This window comes from Pseudomonas sp. MWU12-3103b, assembly GCF_023100615.1.
GTDB classification, from domain to species: Bacteria; Pseudomonadota; Gammaproteobacteria; order Pseudomonadales; family Pseudomonadaceae; genus Aquipseudomonas; species Aquipseudomonas putida_A.
Window position 1 is genome coordinate 68,557 of sequence record NZ_JALMEY010000012.1, and the last position, 21,608, is coordinate 90,164.

The following is a 21,608-nucleotide window of genomic DNA, read 5'->3' on the forward strand; positions in this document are numbered from 1 at the left end:
TTTAAGCCTGTTCCAACGAGGTTACACGGGTGGCATTGGCCGGGATTTTCCCTGCCGCGACCAGACGCTTGTGCTGCTCGGCTTCGATGCGCTCGATCGTTTCAACCGGAACCATGTAGCCCTGGTCGTCACGTGCGGCGTGGATCACGAAGTAGATGACAGTGCCGGCCAGGCTGGCGATCGCCAACCACCAGATGTGCCAGATCATCGCGAAACCGAAGACGGTCAGCAGTGCGCCCATCACCACGCCAGTGGCGGTGTTGTTCGGCATGTGGATCGGCTCGTACTTGGCCGGAGCCTGGTACGCAGTACCGTTTTCCTTGGCTTCGGTGAACGGGTCGATGCAGTCAGCCTTAGGCAGCACAGCGAAGTTGTAGAACGGAGGTGGCGACGAGGTCGACCATTCCAGAGTGTGGGCATTCCACGGGTCACCGTGTTCGCACATGTTCTCTGGCTTGTTGCGGTCACGCACACTGACGTACAGCTGGATCAGTTGGCAGGCGATACCGACAGCGATCATCACCGCACCGAACATGGCAACGTACAGGTACGGTACCCACTCAGGGTTGGTGGTGGCGTTCAGACGACGGGTCATGCCCATGAAGCCCAGTGCATAGAGCGGCATGAACGCGACGAAGAAGCCCGAGATCCAGAACCAGAACGCTGCTTTACCCCAGCCTTCGTGCAGCTTGAAGCCGAACGCTTTCGGGAAGTAGAAGCCGAAACCTGCGATGTAGCCGAATACCGCGCCGCCGATGATCACGTTGTGGAAGTGCGCGATCACAAACAGGCTGTTGTGCAGAACGAAGTCAGCACCCGGGATGGCCAGCAGTACGCCGGTCATGCCGCCGATGGCGAAGGTCACCATGAAGCCCAGGGTCCACAGAACCTGGCTGGTGAAGCGCAGACGGCCCTGGTAGATGGTGAACAGCCAGTTGAACAGTTTCACACCCGTCGGGATGGAAATCAGCATCGTCGCCAGACCGAAGAAGGCGTTGACACTGGCACCCGAACCCATGGTGAAGAAGTGGTGCAGCCAAACCATGAAGCCCAGTACCGAGATCGCGCCCGAAGCGTAGATCATCGAGTGGTGGCCGAACAGTTTCTTGCCGGTGAACGCCGAGATCACTTCCGAGAAGATGCCGAATGCCGGCAGGATCAGGATGTAAACCTCAGGGTGGCCCCAGGCCCAGAACAGGTTGACGTACATCATTGGATTGCCACCAAGTTCATTGGTGAAAATGTGGAAATCCATGTAACGGTCGAGGGTCAGCAGTGCCAGGGTAGCGGTCAGGATCGGGAACGAAGCCACGATCAGGACGTTGGCCCAGGTGCAGGTCCAGGTGAAGATCGGCATGTCCATCAGTTTCATGCCAGGGGTACGCATTTTCAGCACGGTGGCGAGGAAGTTGACCCCCGTCAGCGTCGTACCCAACCCGGATAGCTGTAGCGCCCAGATGTAGTAGTCCATCCCCACGCCAGGGCTGTACTGCAGACCCGACAGCGGCGGATAGGCAACCCAGCCGGTCTTGGCGAATTCGCCGACGCCCAGGGACAGGTTGATCAGCACAACGCCGGACACCAGCAGCCAGAAGCTCAGGGAGTTCAGGAACGGGAAGGCAACGTCACGCGCGCCGATCTGCAGCGGCACTGCAAGGTTCATCAGGCCGGTGAAGAATGGCATCGCCATGAAGATGATCATGATCACACCGTGAGCGGTGAAGATCTGGTCATAGTGTTCAGGCGGCAGGTAGCCAGGCGAACCCTCGGTGGCCATGGCCAGCTGGGTACGCATCATGATGGCGTCGGCAAAGCCACGCAGCAGCATGACCATGGCAACGATGATGTACATCACACCGATTTTCTTGTGGTCGACCGACGTCAGCCACTCGGTCCACAAGTAGGTCCACTTCTTGAAGTAGGTGATTGCAGCGAACAACGCCAGACCACCGAGCGCGATCATCGAGATGGTGACCATCACGATCGGCTCGTGGAAAGGGATCGCTTCCCAACTTAATTTACCAAACATCGTTTACTCCTCTGCCCCGGCAGCTGAATGCGAATTCGAGTCCATGTCCGTTGCCGCCACTTCTTTCTCTTTCTTCTCGTGCTTCAGCGGCTTGCCCGGTTTCATGCCTTCGTACTTGTCGACGATGGTCTGGAACAGGTTCGGCGTGACCGAGGAGTAGAGCTCGACTGGATTGTTCTGGCTTGGCTTGGCAAGGGCTGCGTATTCAGCTTGTTCAAGCTGTTTAGGTGCCTTTTTGACTTCACTTACCCAGGCGTCGAAATCTTCCTGAGAAGTTGCGATCGCTTTGAATTTCATACCGGTGAAACCAGCGCCGCTGTAGTTGGCGGAGATACCGTCCATTTCAGCGTTGCGGTCAGCGATCAGGTGCAGCTTGGTGGTCATGCCCGCCATCGCGTAGATCTGGCCGCCCAGGCCCGGGATGAAGAACGAGTTCATCACGGCGTCGGAGGTGATCCGGAAGTTGACCGGAGTGTGCGCCGGGAACACGATCTTGTTGACCGTGGCAATGCCTTGTTCCGGGTAGATGAACAGCCACTTCCAGTCCAGCGCAACGACTTCGATGGTCACCGGCTTGACGTCGGATTCAATCGGACGGTACGGGTCCAGTTTGTGGGTCGAAATGTAGGTGATGTAACCCAGGGCGATGATGATCAGAACCGGGATGGTCCAGACCGCCACTTCGATTTTGGTCGAGTGCGACCATTTCGGGGTGTAGACGGCATCCTTGTTGGACGCGCGGTACTTCCAGGCGAACAGGAAGGTCATGACGATAACCGGCACAACGACCAACAGCATCAGCAGCGTGGCGGTGATGATCAGGTTGCGCTGTTCCAGGCCGACCTGGCCCGTTGGATTGAGCAGGGTCATGTTGCAGCCTCCCAGCAACAACGTGCCGAGCAGCGGCACTAGGCCTAGTAATCTGGGGTACCTGTTTTTACTCATCTCACGACCTCTAAAGCAGCTTGCGCAATGCAGTTGGGTTTTGATCGCCAACACTTCACCCTGCCAAGGGTTGGCATTTTCTTTGGATTGAATAAGGGCCGCCCGTCGCGCGTCAGACGCTCGACAAAACCATGGACAGCGGTCAGTTCTTATTCGAATTCGTGGTCAAAGGCCTTGTTACAGACCAATTCCATTTGGTGCGGAAAGTTGGAAGGCACCGACACCTGGGTGTCGCAAAAGCCTTTCGGCCCGCTCGACACCCGACTTCCTGTCCAGTTCCTTAATAAAGGCTGAACAGTGCCGGGAATTCAGTGCGGGCGATTGTAGATAGGTAGCGCCCTATACACCATGTCTTATCCCGAAATAATTTTTATCGCTCAGAGCAACAATCCATCACCGTTTTTGCAAAAGTTCCGCATGTTATCGAAATCGATTCTCAACAAAAACACCAAAAAATGTAGGCCTATACACCTCAGTTCAGACAGCTCCGAAGGGATTTTCCCAGCGGCGAATCGGCGCAAAGCCCGATATTCAAAGGCCTCTGGCCATCTGCCAGAGCCTGTTAAAACTGCCTGATCTGGCACCTGCGTGCAAAACCAGAAAAATGCCGAAACAGACCAATCCTTTTTTGTAACATTACGCCAATCCGGGTCGCCGAAACGCCCTGCGACAGGGCGCGTGTGACAACATGTCGCACATCTGCCGCACTCTCCATTGCCGTTCGTCACGGTGATTTCACAAACACTCTGAAATGCAAAACGCCCCGATCGGCTGATACGCAAATCGGGGCGTTTTCTGTATCGGCCAATCTGCCGAAGAGTTGATTCAGCGCAGTGCTTTTCGGTTACGCGAGGTCAGCAGCGGCACCAGAATCACCACCAGCACGAACGCCACCAGCGCCCATTGCGCCAGCGACAGACCGAGGATCGGCGGGTACGGCGTCGAGCAGAAACCATCGACCTGGAAGCCCAGCGGGAAGATCTTCGCCAGCGGCAGGTCGTCGACAATCGGCTGCAACACATCGATGCCGCAGCTCACCGCCGGATAGAACTGGGTGTACACGTGATGCCCGGCAACACCGGCGCCGGCGATCGCGCAGATCACCACCAGCACTTCGAACACCGTGATGCTGCGGCGGGTGCGCATGGCCGCGCCGATAAACGCGAACAGCGCAATCAGCAGCAATGCATAACGCTGCAGGATGCACAGCGGGCATGGTGCCTCACCCAGCACGATCTGCATGTACAGCGCGCCGCCGATCAGTGCCAGACAGATGATGCCCAGCAGCACCAGAAAGCGCCGCTCACGTCCCAGTCGAATCGTTTCCTCGCTCATCGCGTTTCCCTTGTATGTCCATGGTTCAGCTGGCTGGCGGCTGCGCTTGCAGTTGCGCCATCAGACTGATGTTGTCTTCGATATGCCAATTGGCCGCGATGCGACCGTTGTCGATCTGATAGATATCGGTTGCCCGGAAGTCTACACGCTGGCCCTGCCCTTTGAGAGCCTTGAACGTCCCACTGAAGTGTCCGCGAAAGTGCAGATGCACCACCACGCGGTCACCGGCAATGATCATTTGCTCGATCTCGCAGCTCAGGTCCGGCACCGCCGTACGAAAGAACTTCGATGCCAGCAACGGCCCGGTCGGCCCCTGCACCCGACCTTCGGGCGGGGTCTTGTCGACAAACTGCGGCGACAAGGCTGCCGTGGCCAGGGCCTCTTCCCCACTGTTCCAGAAACTGCCGTAACGCCGCGCCGCCAACTCCATTGCATCGCGCTGAGCCTTGGGCAGGCTCTGATCGACGACCAGGGTCTGTGGCGCGATCAATGCCGATTCGGCCGCAGCAAACGGACTGGCTAATAAAACAGCCGACAGGCCAAGCATTGTCAGGTTCAGACGAGAGGAGAAGATGATGTGCGACATGGGGGCGATCCTGATCAGTTAAACGAACGAGCGCCTATCATCAGCATCGGGGAATAAACGATAAACCGGTTAAGAAACGATTAACCTTTAAACAGAATTTAAGAATCGAGACCGCGTAACGGCCTTCGCGAGCAAGCCCGCTCCCACAGGTTCAGCGTCGTTCACACATTCTGTGCACGCCACAAATCCTGTGGGAGCGGGCTTGCTCGCGAATGAAGGCAACCCGGTTCTGGATTATTCCAAAGCCGCCGCCGGCCCGAAGAACTCATAACGGCTCTGCTGCTCCGGCACGCCCAACGCTTTCAGATGCCGCTTGATCGCCCCCATGAAGCCCTTCGGCCCCAAGAAGTAAGCGTCGACATCGCGTTGCGCCGGCAGCCACTCACCCAATTGCTCTTGGCTGAGGATCCCGACCTTGTCCGCCGCCGGGCTCACGCCGTCGTCTTCGGCGTAGCAATAGAAGCGCTTGAGCTGCGGATGACGCGCCGCCAGCCCATCGATCCAGTCGCGGAACGCATGCACGCTGCCGTTGCGCGCGCAGTGGATAAAGTGCACCGGGCGCTCGGTTTGCAGCGCTGCTTCGAGCATCGCCAAAGTTGGCGTGATGCCGACCCCGCCACTGATCAGCACCAACGGCTTGTCGCTGGCAGTCAGGGTGAACTCGCCCGATGGCGGGAACAGCTGAATGCTCGCGCCGACGTGCAATTGGTCATGCAAGTGGTTGGACGCACGACCACCCGGTTCGCGTTTGACGCTGATGCGGTACTGACCTTTATCGGCCAGCGCCGACAGTGAGTAGTTGCGACGGACTTCTTCGCCGTCGAGGATCAGCTTCATGCCGATGTACTGACCCGGCTCTGCGGCCAGGATTGGGCCTTTGTCCGCCGGCTCGAAGTAGAACGAAATGATTTCCGCGCTCTCCTCGACCTTGTCCACCACGATGAACTCCCGCGCGCCGCGCCAGCCGCCGACCGCTTGTTCTTTCTGGTCGTAGATCGCGGCTTCAGCGCCGATCAGAATCTCGGCCAATTGCCCGTACGCCGCGCCCCACGCGCTCATGACTTCAGGCGTAGCGATCTCGTCGCCGAGCACTTCGGAGATGGCACGCAGCAGGCAGGTGCCGACAATCGGGTAGTGCTCCGGGAGGATTTGCAGGGCGACGTGCTTGTTGATGATCTTCGCCACCAGATCGCCCAACTGGTCGAGCTGATCGATGTGCCGGGCGTACATCAACACACCATTGGCCAACGCGCGCGGCTGATCGCCACTGGCCTGATGCGCCTGGTTGAACAGTGGGCGCACCTCAGGGTATTCGGAGAGCATCATGCGGTAGAAGTGGGTGATCAGCGCTTCTCCGCCGCTTTCCAACAGAGGCACAGTGGATTTGACGATGGCACGATCCTGGACGCTAAGCATAAGAATGACTCCTGAGCTTTTTGAGAATTACCTTAGGCTTATCAGTTTTCGTGCCAGATAAATTATCGTTATAAATCAATTGTTTATTTTTTACGTAGTCATTTAGACTCAAAGCGTTTTATAGTCATCTCGACTACATCGAGTCTCTTTGACTACAAGACCATGACCGCCAAATCCCTGCTCACCGCTCTACTGCCACTGGTCTCCGACCTGTCCCGCGAACTGCCCGAGGGCGAGCGCTATCGGCGCCTGCTCGAAGCCATGCGCGCCCTGCTGCCGTGCGATGCCGCCGCGTTGCTGCGCCTGGACGGCGAATGGCTGGTGCCGCTGGCGGTGGATGGTTTGAGTACCGACACCCTCGGCCGGCGCTTCAAGGTCAGCGAACATCCCCGTTTCGAGATCCTTCTGGACGGCGCCGGGCCAACGCGGTTCGCCGCCGACAGCGACTTGCCCGATCCTTACGACGGCTTGGTCGATGGTCTGGGCGATCACCTTGAGGTACATGACTGTCTTGGCTGTCCGCTGTTCGTCGATGAAAAACTCTGGGGCCTGATCACCCTTGATGCGCTCGATCCGGAGCGTTTTGAACCGATCGAACTCGACGCCTTGCAAGCGTTCGCCAGTCTCGCCTCGGCCACGGTCAACGCCGCCGAACGCATTGAGCGCCTGGCGCTGCGTGCCGAAGACGAACACCAACGCGCCGAGGTCTACCGCCAGGCGAGCGGCCAGCAGCAACGCGAAATGATCGGCCAAAGCAAAGCGCACAAACGGCTGGTGGAGGAAATCAATCTGGTCGGCGGCAGCGACTTGACCGTGCTGATCACCGGCGAAACCGGGGTCGGCAAGGAGTTGGTGGCGCAAGCGATCCACGCCGCCTCGCCGCGCGCCGACAAACCGATCATCAGCCTCAACTGCGCCGCTCTGCCCGATACGTTGGTCGAAAGCGAACTGTTCGGCCACGTGCGCGGCGCCTTTACCGGCGCCACCAGCGACCGCCGCGGCAAGTTCGAACTGGCCAATGGCGGCACGCTGTTTCTCGATGAAGTCGGCGAACTGTCGCTGACCGTACAGGCCAAGTTGCTGCGCGTGCTGCAAAGCGGCCAGTTGCAGCGGCTCGGCTCGGACAAGGAACATCAGGTCGATGTGCGCCTGATCGCCGCGACCAACCGCGATCTGGCCGAAGAAGTGCGCAGCGGCCGCTACCGCGCCGACTTCTATCACCGCTTGAGCGTGTACCCGCTGCGCGTCCCGGCGCTGCGCGATCGCGGCCGCGATGTGTTGCTGCTCAGCGGCTTCTTTCTGGAACAGAACCGCTCGCGCATGGGCCTTAACAGCCTGCGCCTGAGCAGCGACGCCCAGGACGCGTTGCTCGCCTACACTTGGCCGGGCAACGTGCGCGAACTGGAACACTTGATCGGCCGCAGCGCACTGAAGGCACTGGGCAATTGCAAGGTGCGGCCGAAGATCCTCAGTTTGAGCGCGGCGGATCTGGATTTGCCGCGGGAGGTTGTGGATAACTCGGTTGAGCCGGTTGCCAATATTTTAACCGTGGCACCGTTGATCAATGGCGACTTGCGCAGCGCCACTGAGGAGTATCAGCGCCGCTTGATCAGTGCGGCGCTGGAACGCAATCAGGATAACTGGGCGAGTGCGGCGCGGGAGCTGGGGCTGGATAGGGCGAATCTTGGGCGGATGGCCAAGCGGTTGGGGATGAAGAGCTAAAAGCACACCCTCACCCTAGCCCTCTCCCGGAGGGAGAGGGGACTGATTGGGGGATATTCAAGAACTCCGCCGACGTGAGAGATCTGTACTGAATCCATAATCGACTCGGTCATTCAGGTCGATGTACAGCGCCAGACACCTCGTTCGGCCCCCTCTCCCTTCGGGAGAGGGCTGGGGTGAGGGGCTTTGGATCTGCCGCCAGCCGATAACCGACCTAAAGCCCACCCCATTAACGCCGATAACCCGGCATCAATAGTTTCTGGCGATTTGCACCCTCGCCCATCACCTTTTTCCACAGAAGGTTTTTATGTCTTCCAACAAAGCCCGCGCAGATTCACTTTCGCTTCTGCTGTTTACCTTGCGCAGCGGCAAGCTGATGGCGATCAACCTGCTGAAAGTCAGTGAAATCATTCCCTGCCCGCCGCTGACCAAAATGCCCGAGTCGCATCCGCACATCAAAGGCATCGCCACCCTGCGCGGCGCGTCGCTGTCGGTGATCGACCTTAGCCGCGCCATCGGCGAGCGACCGCTGGAAGACCCGAACGGCGGCTGCCTGATCGTCACCGACGTCAGCCGCTCCAAGCAGGGCCTGCATGTGCAGGCGGTGAGCAAAATCGTCCATTGCCTGACCACCGACATCAAGCCGCCGCCGTTCGGCTCCGGTGGTTCGCGCGCCTACATCACTGGCGTGACCTCAGTCGACGGCACGCTGGTACAAGTGCTCGACATCGAGAAAGTCATCCACAGCATCGCCCCGGCGCAGATCGAAATGGCCCCGACCGACCTGAGCATGGAAGACGCCGAAGTCCTTGGTAACGCACGGATTCTAGTGGTCGACGACAGCCAGGTGGCACTGCAGCAATCGGTGCACACCCTGCGCAACCTCGGCCTGCAATGCCACACCGCGCGCAGTGCCAAGGAAGCCATCGACTGCCTGCTGGATCTGCAAGGCACCGCGCAACAGATCAACCTGATCGTCTCCGACATCGAAATGTCCGAGATGGACGGCTACGCCTTCACCCGCACCCTGCGCGAGACGCCGGACTTCGCCCACCTCTACGTGCTGCTGCACACCTCGCTCGACAGCGCGATGAACAGCGAAAAAGCGCGTCTGGCCGGGGCCAACGCGGTGCTGACCAAGTTCTCGTCACCAGAGCTGACCCAGCGTTTGATCGAAGCCGCCAAACACGTCGCCGCCAACGGTCACTGAATCTTGAGCCAGACCTACTGTTTTTTGATGCGCCGCGATCTGCGGCAAGGCGTGCCGGCGATCCACTGGCCGGAAGGTATTGAGCTGAGCACTTATCGTCCGGAACTGGCGGCGGCCGTGCATCAGTTGATGCAACTCGGCTACCGCGAGGGCGGCGGTCGCGTGCCGGCACTGGAGGAGTGGCAGCAGCGGTTTGAAAGCGATGCCGAATACGATCCTGAATTGTGCTTCATCGCCCGCGATAACGAAGGCGTGATCGGCGTGGCGCAATGCTGGACCAGTTCGTACATCAAGAATCTGGTGGTGCATCCGCGCGCTCAGGGCCGAGGTTTGGGTCGGGCGTTGCTGTTGAATGCATTCAAAGTGTTTCAGCAACGCCGTGAAGGGTTTGTCGATCTGAAGGTGCTGGAAGACAATCTGCGGGCGCAGCGTTTGTATGAAAGTGCCGGGATGATGGTGGTTCGCCGGGAACTTGTGCCGGACTGATCGACCGTCTTCGCCAGCAAGCCCGCTCCCACAGGGGGAACGCATTCCAAATTGTGGGAGCGGGCTTGCTCGCGAAGAGGCCATCACTGACAACTTTTCACCCCTGACAGACTCCAACCTTGGCCACCCACGACCAAGGACGCCCAAGATGAAAACCCTCACCCTAAGCCTGCTCTGCCTCACCGCCCTAGCCTCACAGGCCCATGCCTCCAGCCCCGACGCCTGGGCCGCTTACGATAAAACCGTGCTCGCCAGCTGCACCAAGGCCAGCGGCCTGAAAGACGCCAAACCCGTCGGCACACCCGCGCAATTCGATGACCGCGTCGGCTACACCGCCGTGCTGTTGCAAGGCCAATACCCGCAAAAACACATGAAAGGCCAGCAAGGCACTGAGCTGTGCCTGTACAGCAAAAAGTCGAAAACCGCGTTCGTCACCGAATGGGACTCGATCCGCCCGACCGTCAAGCCTTGAGGGCTGGCGCACAACTTGCTTCGATCAGCCTCAGCCTGGCGACTTTACGTCGCCGTATCACACTCTGATTGAAGATTGATCGTGCAATGAATACGACATTTTCCTGCGTCGGTTGCGGCAAATGCTGCACCGACCACCATGTGCCCCTGACCCTCGCCGAAGCCCGCATGTGGGCGGCGGATGGCGGTCAGGTGATCGTGCTGGTGGAGGCCTTTCTCGGCAACGGCCTGGGCCTGCCGGCGCAGCAGCGTGAACACGCCGAACGGCGTTCGCTGGTGGTACGCAGCGGCACGACCGAGGCCCACGTGGCCATCACCTTCGCCGCCTACAACGTCGGTCGCTGCCGGAATCTTGACGAAGAAAACCTGTGCCGCATTTACGAACGCCGACCGTTGGTGTGCAGGATTTATCCGGCAGAAATCAATCCGCACATTCCGCTCAACCCGGCGGCCAAAGATTGCCCGCCAGAGTCGTGGCAACAGGGGCCGCTGCTGATTGTCGGCGGGGAGCTGGTCGATCAGGAACTGCTGGAGTTGATCCAGCGCTCGCGCCAGGCTGATCGCGATGACATCCGGATCAAGGATGCAATCTGCGCGGCGCTGGGGATTCGCACTACGGCGCTCAAGGGCGACGGGTTTACCGCGTATTTGCCGCAGATGGACGCTTTTGCGGCGGTGATCGATCAGGTTTCTGCACAGCCTCTGAGTGACGCGTCCAGCGAATGGCTGTTTCATTTGTCCGGTGATGATGTGGCCGGGCAGTTGCTCGCCGTCGGAGCAAAGGTGGTGACGGAGCCGGCGCAGACGTATGCGTTCATTTCGCTGCGGGCGGCTTGATCCGGATTTTGTACTGCCTGCAATGGCCCCTTCGGGAGCAAGCCCCCTCCCACAGGGTTTTGAGTTGTACACAGAATAAATGATCAACTCACAAACCTGTGGGAGGGGGCTTGCTCGCGAAGAGGCTGGCCCAGGCAACCTCAATCCCGAACCTGCCGCCGCCCCCAGAACTCCCGCGCCAGCAACCGCAAATCCCCCGCCAGCCCCGCCACATCTTCAGAATTGCGCTGACTCTGCCGCCCCTCATCCACCGTCAATTCCGACGCCGTGCGAATGCTGACGATGTTGCGATTAATGTCCTCGCTCACCGCACTCTGCTGCTCCACCGCCGCGGCAATCTGCAGGCTCATCTCGGTGATCTGCTCGACCCGCTCACTGATCCCGTCCAGCGCCCGCGCCGCGCGCTGTGCCTGTTCGACGCTGTTATCCACATGCTCGCTGCTCTGCTGCATCACCAGCACCGCATCGCGCGCGCCGTTTTGCAGGCTGCTGATCATCCGCTGGATCTCGTTGGTCGACTGCTGCGTGCGTTGCGCCAACCCGCGCACCTCATCGGCCACCACTGCAAAACCGCGCCCGGCATCGCCAGCACGCGCTGCTTCGATCGCCGCGTTGAGCGCCAGCAGATTGGTCTGCTCGGCAATGCTGCGGATCACCTCCATCACCCCGGAAATCTCGCTGCTGTGACCTTCGAGCTGATGAATCACCTCGGTCGCCCGCCGCAACTCCTCGGCCAGACGCAACACCGCACTGCGACTCTCGCCGACCAGCCAATGCCCTTCGCGGGTTTCCGTGCCGGCCATGTCCGCCGCTACCGACGCCTGCTGCGCATGGCTGGCAACTTGCGCGACGCTGGCGGCCATCTGATGAATCGCCGCCGCCACCTGATCGGTTTCCGCTTGCTGCGCCAACGAACTGCTGTGGCTGCTTTGCAAATGATCAACCAGTTGCGCCGCATGCCCGGCCAACTGCTGCGATGCATCACCGATGCGCCCGACCACCGCGCCGACCTGGGCTTCGAGCATCTGCAGGGCAAACTCGATCTGGCCGATTTCATCGTGACGCCCGGTATAAATGCCCTGGCTCAAAGGATTATCCGCGATCTGCCTCGCGCGGTCGGTCAACTGCTGCAGCGGGCGCAAGATCCAGCGCACGCCCACCGTGCAAAGTCCGCTACCGACGACAAACGCAACCGCGTCGAACCACGCCGACTCCGGGCGCAACCAAGCCTCGATCCCCAACACCAGCCCCAACGACACACTGGCCAGCGCCGTGATCCTGCCGCGCAAACCCAAGGTGGGCAGCGCCTGCCTACCATTCGACTCACCGCGCAATTGCGCGTACACACGCTCCGCCGCCGCCACCCGTCGCGCATCCGGCCGGGTGCGCACCGACTGATACTCCATCGTCACGCCGTTGTGCGTGACCGGCGTGACATAAGCACTGACCCAGTAGTGATCACCGTTTTTGCAACGATTCTTCACCAGCCCCATCCAGGAGCGCCCGCCCTTGAGCGTCTGCCACATGTGCGCAAACGCCTGCGACGGCATGTCCGGGTGACGCAACAGGTTGTGCGGCACACCGAGCAATTCGTCGCGGCTGTAACCGCTGATCTGGATGAAATCGTCGTTGGCGTAGGTGATTGCGCTGGTCAGATCGGTGGTCGAAAGAATGTTCGCGTCCAGCGCCACATCGACGTTACGACCGGTTACCGGGAGATTGATCTTCATGGAAAGCGCGCTCGTTTTATGGGAAGAGTCGGCAGGGCTGCTGACTCTAAGCGCACCAATTGGTCAAATATTGATCTGGCTCAGGTGATGAGCACTTAGCCATCACTGCGACCGAAAATCGCAGTCGATGGCCGAAGGCGGGAGGAAACTCAGCGCTTGCCCATCGAACGGCGAGTGCCCGGCGGGGCCATGCCCGGGGTCTTGGTATGGCCGTTCTTGGCGCCGTTCTTGTACCACGGCTGGTTCGAACCCTTGGCGGCCGCCAGCTCACCCGGTTTGAACGGGAACTTGAAGGCCGGGATCTCGGGTTTGGTTTCGCTGGCGTCAGTCAGCTCGGCCGGGACATCACTCACGGCGTCGTCAACCGGTTGGGTCGGGGAAGTCATAAAAGCTCCGCAAAGCAAAAAGTCGGGCCCGAACAGTGAGCCGCGAAAGCGCGCAGTATACCTGCGCGCCCGGACTCGGCACCTGAAGATTTGCAGCGTACGCCGAACGGTTTACAGGTAAGTGATGGTGACGATGCCTTTGTCGGTCGAGGTCTGCAACGGTTCATAGGACATGGAAAGCGGCAGCGCCTGACGGCTGCAGGCGTTGCGATACGTGTCCACATCGACGTTCACACCGGGCTTGATTTCAACTCGCCGGGCCCCGGTGGAAGACAACGCTCCCGCACGCCCGACTGCACAGCCGGAATCAACGATCTGCCCTGTAAAACGGATCTCGCCGGATTGACTGCCGGGCGCGGCGAACGCGGTGAGTGGAAGCAGGAGAAGCACACATGACATTGCGGTTTTCAGCTTCATATCTAGACACTCCCGATGTGAGGCCCAGCGAACCCGGGCTACACAATGTTTATCCGCGCTCGGGGCTGGATCTTGAGAAGATTAGTCGGCATTTGAGTCCCGAATCGGGAATGATCGGGCCCTTTTTGGGACCGGCCAACAACAATAGCCGGCAGAGATGCGTCGCCCGCACAGGCGTCTTCGCGAGCAGGCTCGCTCCCACAGGTGGACTGTGCTTCAACCTGTGCGAGCCTGCTCGCGATGAACAATGACGCGGTGCCCGGACGGATCAAGTGCGTGGATCAACCCTATCCAGCGCCCGGTTCACTGCCAGCTCGGCGAGCATGACGATTTGCTGGATCGCCAGTGCCGTGCTGCGTTGCGGACCGCCGAGTTCATTGGCGAAGTTACTGGCCATGGCACTGGCAGAGGCCAACGATTCGTAAGCGTGGGCGAGCAGGGTTTCGGTGTCGATACCTGGGTTGACCAGAAACATGGTACTTGGCTGTCGCGGCTGGACGGGTTGCGGACAGAGGTAGAAATCGAGCGCACGTTTGATGGCTTCGCGGTTTTTGGCGAAGTCGTCAGCGCGGATGGCTTCGGCGAGCGGGGTTGTAGTTTCGGGGGGAGGGGCTGGAATCAGTTTATCCATGGTGTAGCTCCTACTTGTATTTGGGAGCCAGCCTTTGCCGTTTCCACACGACAAAAGGTGGCAACTGTGCGCGGGGTGGAAAACCGATAAGTAGGCAACCGGCCAGACCGAAGTCTGCCCACGCACAGCCGCCGCGACGCAGTTTGCAGACGAAAAAAGACGTCGGCAACGATTACGGTGCTGGTGCATTGTTTCTACTTGAATCGGGTTTCCACACCCGATCGCTGAATTGGCAGCGATGACCAAAGACTAGAGACCGCATGTCCGACGGACAACCTGAAAACCTTGTGGGAAGGTTCTGGTTATTTGGAACAGAATTAAACAGCCTCAGACCATGGGGTGGATAGGCTGGCTCCCCACAATTGAATTGAGTGCATTCAGTTGAATATTGGTCGGCTATCAGGCCGCCTTCGCGAGCAAGCCCGCTCCCACAGTGGGATTGGGCGAGTCAGTTGGAGATTGGTCAGCTGTCAGGCCGCCATTGCTGGCAAGCCAGCTCCCACAAAAGAGCAAAAGCAAAAGCAAGATCAAAAAATCGCAGCCTGCGGCAGCTCCTACAGGGAAAATAAGTCCAACCCGCACGCGGCGCAGCCGCCCCACTCAACAGGATGAGCGCAAGCTCGGCTGCAGCTCTTGATCTTGATCCACGGGCGACGTCGGAAGGCTGAGTGGAGGGGTTGATCCGGGCGTGGGAGCGTAGCGACCGTTTGGCGAAGCCAAACACAGCGAGAGGAGGTGCAGCGAAGCAAACCGGAGGCGCTGCGCCCGGATCGATCCCGGAGCGAAGGGACCCCGAGCCCCAGCGAGCGGGCCGAACGCAGGAGCAAGCCTTTTTGGTTACTTTTTCGGCGTCTGGAAAAAGTGACTCGCCGTAAGGGCGAAACCGTAATCAGCCACACCCGCAGAAACGGATATACACCCCGGCGAAACTGACAGCGCTGACAGCTAGCCGTCACCCTACTGACCTGCAGACAGGTTTATAAAGACAACAACCCTGCCCAAACTCCGTCCGGCGCCCACCCCGCATGCGAATCCAAAAGAACAAAGCCCTGCTCGCCACCCTGTTGATCGTCCTCGCAGGCGCAGGTCTGTGGTACGTCCTGAAACCCGCCCCGACCAAACAGGCCACCCCAACCGCCATCCCGGTCCGCGTCGTCACCGTCAGCGAAAAAGACGTCCCCCGCTACACCAGCGGCATCGGCTCCGTACTCTCATTACACAGCGTCGTAGTGCGCCCACAAGTCGACGGCATCCTCACCAAAATCCTCGTCAAGGAAGGCCAACTCGTCAAAGCAGGCGACCTGCTCGCCACCATCGACGACCGCTCGATCCGCGCCAGCCTCGACCAGGCCCGCGCGCAACTGGGCGAAAGCCAGGCGCAATTGCAGGTCGCCCTGGTCAACCTCAAACGCTACAAACTGCTCACCGTCGACGACGGCATCTCGAAACAGACCTACGACCAGCAACAAGCACTGGTCAACCAACTCAAAGCCACCGCCCAAGGCAACCAGGCCTCGATCGACGCGGCGCAGGTACAACTTTCTTACACGCAGATCCGCTCCCCGGTCACCGGCCGCGTCGGTATTCGTACAGTCGATGAAGGCAACTTCCTGCGCATGACCGACACCGCCGGCCTGTTCACCGTGACCCAGATCGACCCGATCGCCGTGGAATTCTCGCTGCCACAGCAAATGCTGCCGACCCTGCAGGGCCTGATCAACGATCCGCAGCACGCACAGGTCAAGGCCTACATCGGCGCCGACACCGACGGTGAAACCGGCAACCTGCTCGGCGAAGGTCACCTGACCCTGATCGACAACCAGATCAACGCCAACACCGGCACCATCCGCGCCAAGGCCGAATTCGACAACGCCAGCCAGAAGCTCTGGCCGGGCCTGCTGGTGACGGTAAAAATTCAGACTGCACTGGATAAGAATGCGCTGGTGGTGCCGCCCACCGTCGTACAGCGCGGTCTCGATCAACACTTCGTTTACCGGGTGAGTGGCGACAAAGTCGAAGCCGTACAAGTGCAGATGGTCTATCAGGGCAGCGGCCAGGACATCATCAAAGGCGTGAAGGCCGGTGACGTACTGGTGACTGACGGCCAGTCGCGGCTCAAACCCGGCTCGACCGTGCAGGTCATGAGCGAGCCGCCACAGGTGGTGCAAGCGGAGCCGAAACCATGAAGGCGCACAAAGGCGTCTCCACCTGGTGCATCGATCACCCGGTCGCGACGATTCTGCTGACCATCGCATTGGTGCTGGTCGGCGTGATTGCCTTCCCGCGCCTGCCGATCGCCCCACTGCCGGAAGCGGAATTTCCGACAATTCAGGTCTCGGCGCAGTTACCCGGTGCCAGCCCCGACACCATGGCTTCGTCCGTGGCCACGCCGCTGGAGGTGCAATTCAGCGCCATCCCCGGCATGACCCAGATGACCTCCAGCAGCGCGCTCGGCTCCAGCCTGCTGACCCTGCAATTCACTCTCGACAAGAGCATCGACACCGCCGCCCAGGAAGTCCAGGCCGCGATCAATACCGCCGCCGGCAAGCTGCCCAAGGACATGCCGACCCTGCCGACCTGGAAGAAGGTCAACCCGGCCGACAGCCCGGTGCTGATCTTAAGCGTCAGCTCGACGCAAATGCCCGGCACCGAGCTCAGCGATCTGGTGGAAACCCTGCTCTCGCGTCAGATCAGTCAGATCGACGGCGTAGGCCAGATCAACATCACCGGTCAGCAACGTCCGGCGATTCGCGTGCAAGCCTCGGCCGACAAACTGGCGGCCATCGGCCTGACCCTGGCCGACATTCGTCTGGCGATCCAGCAGACCAGTCTCAACCTTGCCAAAGGCGCGTTGTACGGCGAATCGAGCATCTCGACACTGTCGACCAACGACCAGTTGTTCAAACCCGAGGACTACAGCCAACTCATCGTTTCCTACAAGGACGGCGCCCCGGTTCACCTGCGGGATGTCGCCAAAGTCGTCAACGGTTCGGAAGATGCCTACGTGCAAGCCTGGGCCGGTGATCAACCCGGGGTGAACCTGGTGATCTCGCGCCAGCCCGGCGCGAACATCGTCGAAACCGTCGACCGCATTCAAGCCGCCCTGCCCGGCCTCGAAGCCATGCTTCCGGCCTCGGTGCAGGTGAAAACCCTGATCGACCGCACCCAGACCATCCGCGCCTCTTTGCATGAAGTCGAGATCACTCTGCTGATCGCGATCCTGCTGGTGGTGGCGGTGATGGCGCTGTTCCTGCGCCAGCTGTCGGCGACGATGATTGTGTCGGCGGTGCTCGGTGTATCGCTGACTGCCAGTTTCGCCCTGATGTACCTGTTGGGCTTCAGCCTGAACAACCTGACGCTGGTGGCGATTGTCGTGGCCGTCGGGTTTGTCGTGGACGACGCGATCGTGGTGGTGGAAAACATCCACCGGCATCTGGAGGCCGGCGACAGCATGCGCGAAGCGGCGGTCAAAGGGGCCGGCGAGATCGGCTTTACCGTGGTTTCGATCAGCTTTTCGCTGGTGGCGGCGTTCATTCCGCTGCTGTTCATGGGCGGCGTGGTCGGGCGGCTGTTCAAGGAATTCGCCCTGACGGCGACCTCGACCATTTTGATTTCGGTGGTGGTGTCGCTGACTCTCGCGCCGACGCTGGCAGCGCTGTTCATGCGCAAACCGGTGCACCACGCCCACGACAAACCGGGCTTCAGCGAACGCCTGCTCGGCTGGTACGAAAAAGGTCTGCGCCGCGCCCTCGCCCATCAGAAGCTGATGATCGGCGTGTTCGGCCTGTCGCTGGCAATGGCGATTGCCGGCTACATCTTTATTCCCAAGGGTTTCTTCCCGGTGCAGGACACCGGTTTCGTCCTGGGCACCACCGAAGCCGCGGCGGATATTTCCTACGGCGACATGGTGAAAAAACACTTGGCAATGGCCGAAATCGTCGCCGCCGACCCGGCTGTGCAGGCGTTCTCCCACTCGGTCGGTGTGTCCGGCAGCAACCAGACCATCGCCAACGGGCGTTTCTGGATTGCTTTGAAAAAACGCGGCGACCGCGACGTCTCGGCCAGCCAGTTCATCGACCGCATTCGTCCACAACTGATGAAAGTCCCGGGCATCGTCCTGTACCTGCGCGCCGGCCAGGACATCAACCTCAGTTCCGGCCCGAGCCGCGCACAGTACCAATATGTGCTCAAGAGCAATGACGGCGCGACCCTCGCCACCTGGACCCAGCGTCTGACGGAAAAGCTGCGCAGCAACCAGGCGTTCCGCGACATTTCCAACGACCTGCAACTGGGCGGCAGCATCACTCACATCAGTATCGACCGCAGTGCCGCCGCGCGTTTCGGCCTGACCGCGAGTGATGTCGACGAAGCGCTGTACGACGCCTTCGGGCAGCGCCAGATCAACGAGTTCCAGACCCAGGTCAACCAGTACAACGTGATTCTGGAACTGGACACCAAGCAGCGCGGCAAGGCTGAAAGCCTCAACTATTTCTACCTGCGCTCGCCGCTGAGTGGCGAGATGGTGCCGCTGTCGGCGCTGGCCAAATTCGATGCGCCGACCATCGGCCCGCTGTCGATTGCCCATGACGGCATGTTCCCCGCCGCCAACCTGTCGTTCAACCTGGCGCCCGGCGTGGCGTTGGGCGACGCGGTGATCCTGCTCAATCAGGCCAAGGCCGAGATCGGCATGCCGACCGCGATCAGCGGAAATTTCCAGGGCGCGGCGCAGGCGTTCCAGAGTTCGCTGGCCAGTCAGCCGTGGCTGATTCTCGCGGCGCTGGTGGCGGTGTACATCATTCTCGGCGTGCTCTATGAGAGCTTCGTACATCCGCTGACAATCATCTCGACGCTGCCGGCAGCCGGCCTCGGTGCAGTGATCATGCTGTGGATCTGCGGTCAGGACTTTTCGATCATGGCGTTGATCGGGCTGGTGCTGCTGATCGGTATCGTCAAAAAGAACGGCATTCTGATGATCGACTTCGCACTGGAAGCCCAGCGCAATCGCGGACTGGCGCCGCAGGATGCGATTTTCGAAGCGTGCCTGACGCGGTTCCGGCCGATCATCATGACCACCCTCGCCGCCCTGCTCGGCGCGTTGCCGCTGATGCTCGGTTACGGCACCGGCGCCGAACTGCGCCAGCCGCTGGGGATCGCGGTGGTGGGCGGCTTGCTGGTCAGCCAGATGCTGACGCTGTTTACCACGCCGGTCATATACTTGTGGCTTGAGCGGCTTTTTCACAGGCCCAAACCAATGCCCACGACGGCACTGGCGACCACAGACTGAGGCAGGGTCATGCGCGTTCTAATTATCGAAGACGAGGAAAAAACCGCGGATTATCTGCACCGCGGTCTGACGGAACAGGGTTACACCGTGGACTTGGCCCGCGACGGCGTCGAAGGCCTGCATCTGGCGCTGGAAAGCGACTACGCGGTGATCGTCCTCGACGTCATGCTGCCGGGCCTGGATGGTTTCGGCGTTTTGCGCGCATTGCGTGCACGCAAGCAGACCCCGGTGATCATGCTCACCGCCCGCGAGCGCGTCGAAGACCGGATCAAGGGCCTGCGTGACGGCGCCGACGATTACCTCGGCAAGCCGTTTTCCTTTCTGGAGCTGGTAGCGCGCTTGCAGGCGCTGACCCGGCGCAGCGGTGGCCATGAACCGGTGCAGGTAAGCATCGCCGACCTGTGGATCGATCTGATCAGCCGCAAGGCCACCCGCGCCGGCACCCGACTGGATCTGACGGCGAAAGAGTTCTCGCTGCTCAGCGTTCTGGCGCGCCGACAAGGTGAAATCCTCTCGAAAACCGCAATTGCCGAGATGGTCTGGGACATCAATTTCGACAGCGACGCGAATGTCGTCGAAGTCGCGATCAAGCGTCTTCGCGCAAAGCTCGACGGGCCGTTCGACGAGAAACTGCTGCACACCATTCGTGGCATGGGTTATGTGCTGGAGAGCCGTGGTGTCCAGTAATTCTATCGCGCTGCGCCTGAGTGGCATGTTCACCTTGGTGGCACTGCTGGTGTTTCTGTTGATTGGCGGCGCGCTGTATCAGCAGGTCGACAAAGGCCTGGGTCTGCTGCCGGAAGCCGAGCTGGATGCGCGTTACAGCGTGCTCGAATCGGCGCTCAATCGTTATGGCACACCCGAGCACTGGGTGAAGATCAACGCCAAGCTCAAGCTGCTCGGCGAAGAGGACAAGCGCATTCGTTTCTGGGTGGTCAGCGGTGATCCCGGGTACGAGTACGGTGAGCCGGACGCGCAAATCCGCGCCTTCGCCAAAGGCCCAACCGGCATGCATGACCTGCAGTTGCCCGAGCATCCTTATCCGCTGAAAGTGCTGCTCACCGAACTGCCGGCCAAGGATCAACGCCCGCCGCTGCGCTTCATGATCGGCATCGATACCGAGACTTTCCACGAGACTCAGCATAGTCTGCTGATCGCTCTCGTCAGCCTGGCGATTATCGGCGTGCTGCTGGCCTCGGCGCTGGGTTACTGGGTGGCGCGGATCGGTCTCAAGCCGCTGATCAAACTGTCTCACGAAGCCCAGCGCCTGGCACCGCCACTACGGGCCGGACGCCTGCGCATGTCACCCTTGCCGCCGGAGCTGGAGCAGTTTGTCGACTCGTTCAACTCAACCCTGGAGCGGGTCGAACAGGCCTATTCGCGCCTGGAATCGTTCAACGCCGACGTCGCCCATGAACTGCGCTCGCCACTGACCAACCTGATCGGCCAGACCCAGGTCGCGCTGACCCGCGGGCGCTCCGCCGAGCATTACTTCGAAGTGCTGCAATCGAACCTCGAAGAGCTGGAACGCCTGCGTTCGATCATCAACGACATGCTGTTTCTGGCCAGCGCCGACCAAGGCAGCAAGGCGACCAAGCTCACCGAAACTTCGCTGGCTGATGAAGTCGCGACCACGCTCGAGTATCTGGATTTCATCCTCGAAGACGCGCAAGTGCAGGTGCACGTCAGTGGCGATGCGCAGGTGCGGATCGAGATCGCGCATTTGCGTCGGGCGCTGATCAACCTGCTGAGCAACGCCGTGCAGCACACCGAGCCGGGCCAGGTGATCGAGGTGTGCATCGAAGTTGAAGACCATCAGGTCAGCATCGGCGTGGCCAACCCCGGATCGCCGATTGCCAGCGAGCACTTGCCGCGCTTGTTCGAGCGCTTTTATCGGGTGGATGCATCACGCAGCAACAGCGGCAACAACCATGGATTGGGGCTGGCGATCGTCAAGGCGATTGCGCTGATGCACGGTGGTGATGTGTTTGTGCGCAGTGATCGGGGGATGAATACCTTCGGCATTTATTTGCCTGTTTAGAAGCCCCTCACCCTAACCCTCTCCCGGAGGGAGAGGGGACTGACCGAGCTGTTCTCTGGAGTTGCATCGACCTGAAATATCC

General features: G+C 60.3%; 18 protein-coding genes. 9 read left to right on the forward strand and 9 right to left on the reverse strand.

Annotated features, from left to right (window positions below):
• Position 1: 1 nt before the first annotated feature.
• From cyoB to hmpA, 5 genes are all read right to left on the reverse strand, one after another.
• Complete coding sequence (gene cyoB, locus M0808_RS18810; RefSeq protein ID WP_007968380.1) at positions 2-2,029, reverse strand: cytochrome o ubiquinol oxidase subunit I; 2,028 nt, start codon at positions 2,027-2,029, stop codon at positions 2-4.
• A gap of 3 nt (positions 2,030-2,032) precedes the next feature.
• Complete coding sequence (gene cyoA / locus M0808_RS18815; RefSeq protein WP_027612162.1) at positions 2,033-2,974, reverse strand: ubiquinol oxidase subunit II; 942 nt, start codon at positions 2,972-2,974, stop codon at positions 2,033-2,035.
• A gap of 825 nt (positions 2,975-3,799) precedes the next feature.
• Positions 3,800-4,309: a disulfide bond formation protein B gene (locus tag M0808_RS18820; RefSeq protein WP_025109264.1), complete on the reverse strand. Its 510-nt coding sequence runs from the start codon at positions 4,307-4,309 to the stop codon at positions 3,800-3,802.
• Positions 4,310-4,334: 25 nt separating this feature from the next.
• On the reverse strand, positions 4,335-4,895 hold the full coding sequence (locus M0808_RS18825) for an ester cyclase (protein ID WP_247842124.1): 561 nt from the start codon (positions 4,893-4,895) through the stop codon (positions 4,335-4,337).
• Between the two features lie 234 nt (positions 4,896-5,129).
• On the reverse strand, positions 5,130-6,311 hold the full coding sequence (gene hmpA / locus M0808_RS18830; protein ID WP_247842125.1) for an NO-inducible flavohemoprotein: 1,182 nt from the start codon (positions 6,309-6,311) through the stop codon (positions 5,130-5,132).
• 162 nt (positions 6,312-6,473) lie between these two features.
• On the opposite strand from hmpA, the gene norR reads away from it, so the two are divergent.
• The 5 genes from norR (at position 6,474) to M0808_RS18855 (ending at position 11,037) form a co-directional block, all read left to right on the forward strand.
• Complete coding sequence (gene norR / locus M0808_RS18835) at positions 6,474-8,033, forward strand: nitric oxide reductase transcriptional regulator NorR (protein ID WP_139054201.1); 1,560 nt, start codon at positions 6,474-6,476, stop codon at positions 8,031-8,033.
• Positions 8,034-8,340: 307 nt separating this feature from the next.
• Positions 8,341-9,243 carry a chemotaxis protein gene (locus M0808_RS18840; RefSeq protein ID WP_027612166.1) on the forward strand — a complete coding sequence of 301 codons (903 nt, stop codon included), beginning with the start codon at positions 8,341-8,343 and terminating at the stop codon, positions 9,241-9,243.
• Positions 9,244-9,270: 27 nt separating this feature from the next.
• Positions 9,271-9,729, forward strand: coding sequence for a GNAT family N-acetyltransferase (locus tag M0808_RS18845; RefSeq protein WP_247842169.1), 459 nt, complete (start codon positions 9,271-9,273; stop codon positions 9,727-9,729).
• Between the two features lie 148 nt (positions 9,730-9,877).
• Positions 9,878-10,201, forward strand: a complete 324-nt coding sequence (locus M0808_RS18850; RefSeq protein WP_096795489.1) for a hypothetical protein — start codon at positions 9,878-9,880, stop codon at positions 10,199-10,201.
• An 86-nt stretch (positions 10,202-10,287) separates the two neighbouring features.
• A complete protein-coding gene (locus M0808_RS18855; protein ID WP_247842126.1) occupies positions 10,288-11,037 on the forward strand; it encodes a YkgJ family cysteine cluster protein in 750 nt (249 codons plus the stop codon).
• A gap of 140 nt (positions 11,038-11,177) precedes the next feature.
• Here the strand turns inward: M0808_RS18855 and M0808_RS18860 are convergent, their stop codons facing one another.
• The 4 genes from M0808_RS18860 to M0808_RS18875 all read right to left on the reverse strand — a co-directional run bounded on the left by M0808_RS18860 (position 11,178) and on the right by M0808_RS18875 (position 14,201).
• Positions 11,178-12,767, reverse strand: a complete 1,590-nt coding sequence (locus M0808_RS18860) for a PAS domain-containing methyl-accepting chemotaxis protein (protein ID WP_247842127.1) — start codon at positions 12,765-12,767, stop codon at positions 11,178-11,180.
• Positions 12,768-12,916: 149 nt separating this feature from the next.
• The gene (locus M0808_RS18865; RefSeq protein WP_247842128.1) at positions 12,917-13,153 is read right to left on the reverse strand and encodes a hypothetical protein; all 237 of its coding nucleotides are present in this window, start codon (positions 13,151-13,153) and stop codon (positions 12,917-12,919) included.
• Between the two features lie 111 nt (positions 13,154-13,264).
• A complete protein-coding gene (locus M0808_RS18870; RefSeq protein WP_247842129.1) occupies positions 13,265-13,570 on the reverse strand; it encodes a type 1 fimbrial protein in 306 nt (101 codons plus the stop codon).
• Positions 13,571-13,838: 268 nt separating this feature from the next.
• A complete protein-coding gene (locus M0808_RS18875) occupies positions 13,839-14,201 on the reverse strand; it encodes a DUF6124 family protein (RefSeq protein WP_247842130.1) in 363 nt (120 codons plus the stop codon).
• Between the two features lie 1,025 nt (positions 14,202-15,226).
• Here M0808_RS18875 and M0808_RS18880 point away from each other — a divergent pair.
• The 4 genes from M0808_RS18880 to M0808_RS18895 are packed head-to-tail and all read left to right on the forward strand — an operon-like array spanning position 15,227 to position 21,526.
• Complete coding sequence (locus M0808_RS18880; RefSeq protein ID WP_247842131.1) at positions 15,227-16,387, forward strand: efflux RND transporter periplasmic adaptor subunit; 1,161 nt, start codon at positions 15,227-15,229, stop codon at positions 16,385-16,387.
• A complete protein-coding gene (locus tag M0808_RS18885; RefSeq protein WP_247842132.1) occupies positions 16,384-19,485 on the forward strand; it encodes a multidrug efflux RND transporter permease subunit in 3,102 nt (1,033 codons plus the stop codon). The genes M0808_RS18880 and M0808_RS18885 overlap by 4 nt, the downstream gene beginning before the upstream one ends.
• Before the next feature lie 9 nt (positions 19,486-19,494).
• On the forward strand, positions 19,495-20,172 hold the full coding sequence (locus tag M0808_RS18890; RefSeq protein ID WP_007916978.1) for a heavy metal response regulator transcription factor: 678 nt from the start codon (positions 19,495-19,497) through the stop codon (positions 20,170-20,172).
• Complete coding sequence (locus tag M0808_RS18895; protein ID WP_247842133.1) at positions 20,162-21,526, forward strand: heavy metal sensor histidine kinase; 1,365 nt, start codon at positions 20,162-20,164, stop codon at positions 21,524-21,526. Before M0808_RS18890 ends, M0808_RS18895 begins: the two co-directional genes overlap by 11 nt.
• The last annotated feature ends 82 nt before the right edge of the window (positions 21,527-21,608 follow it).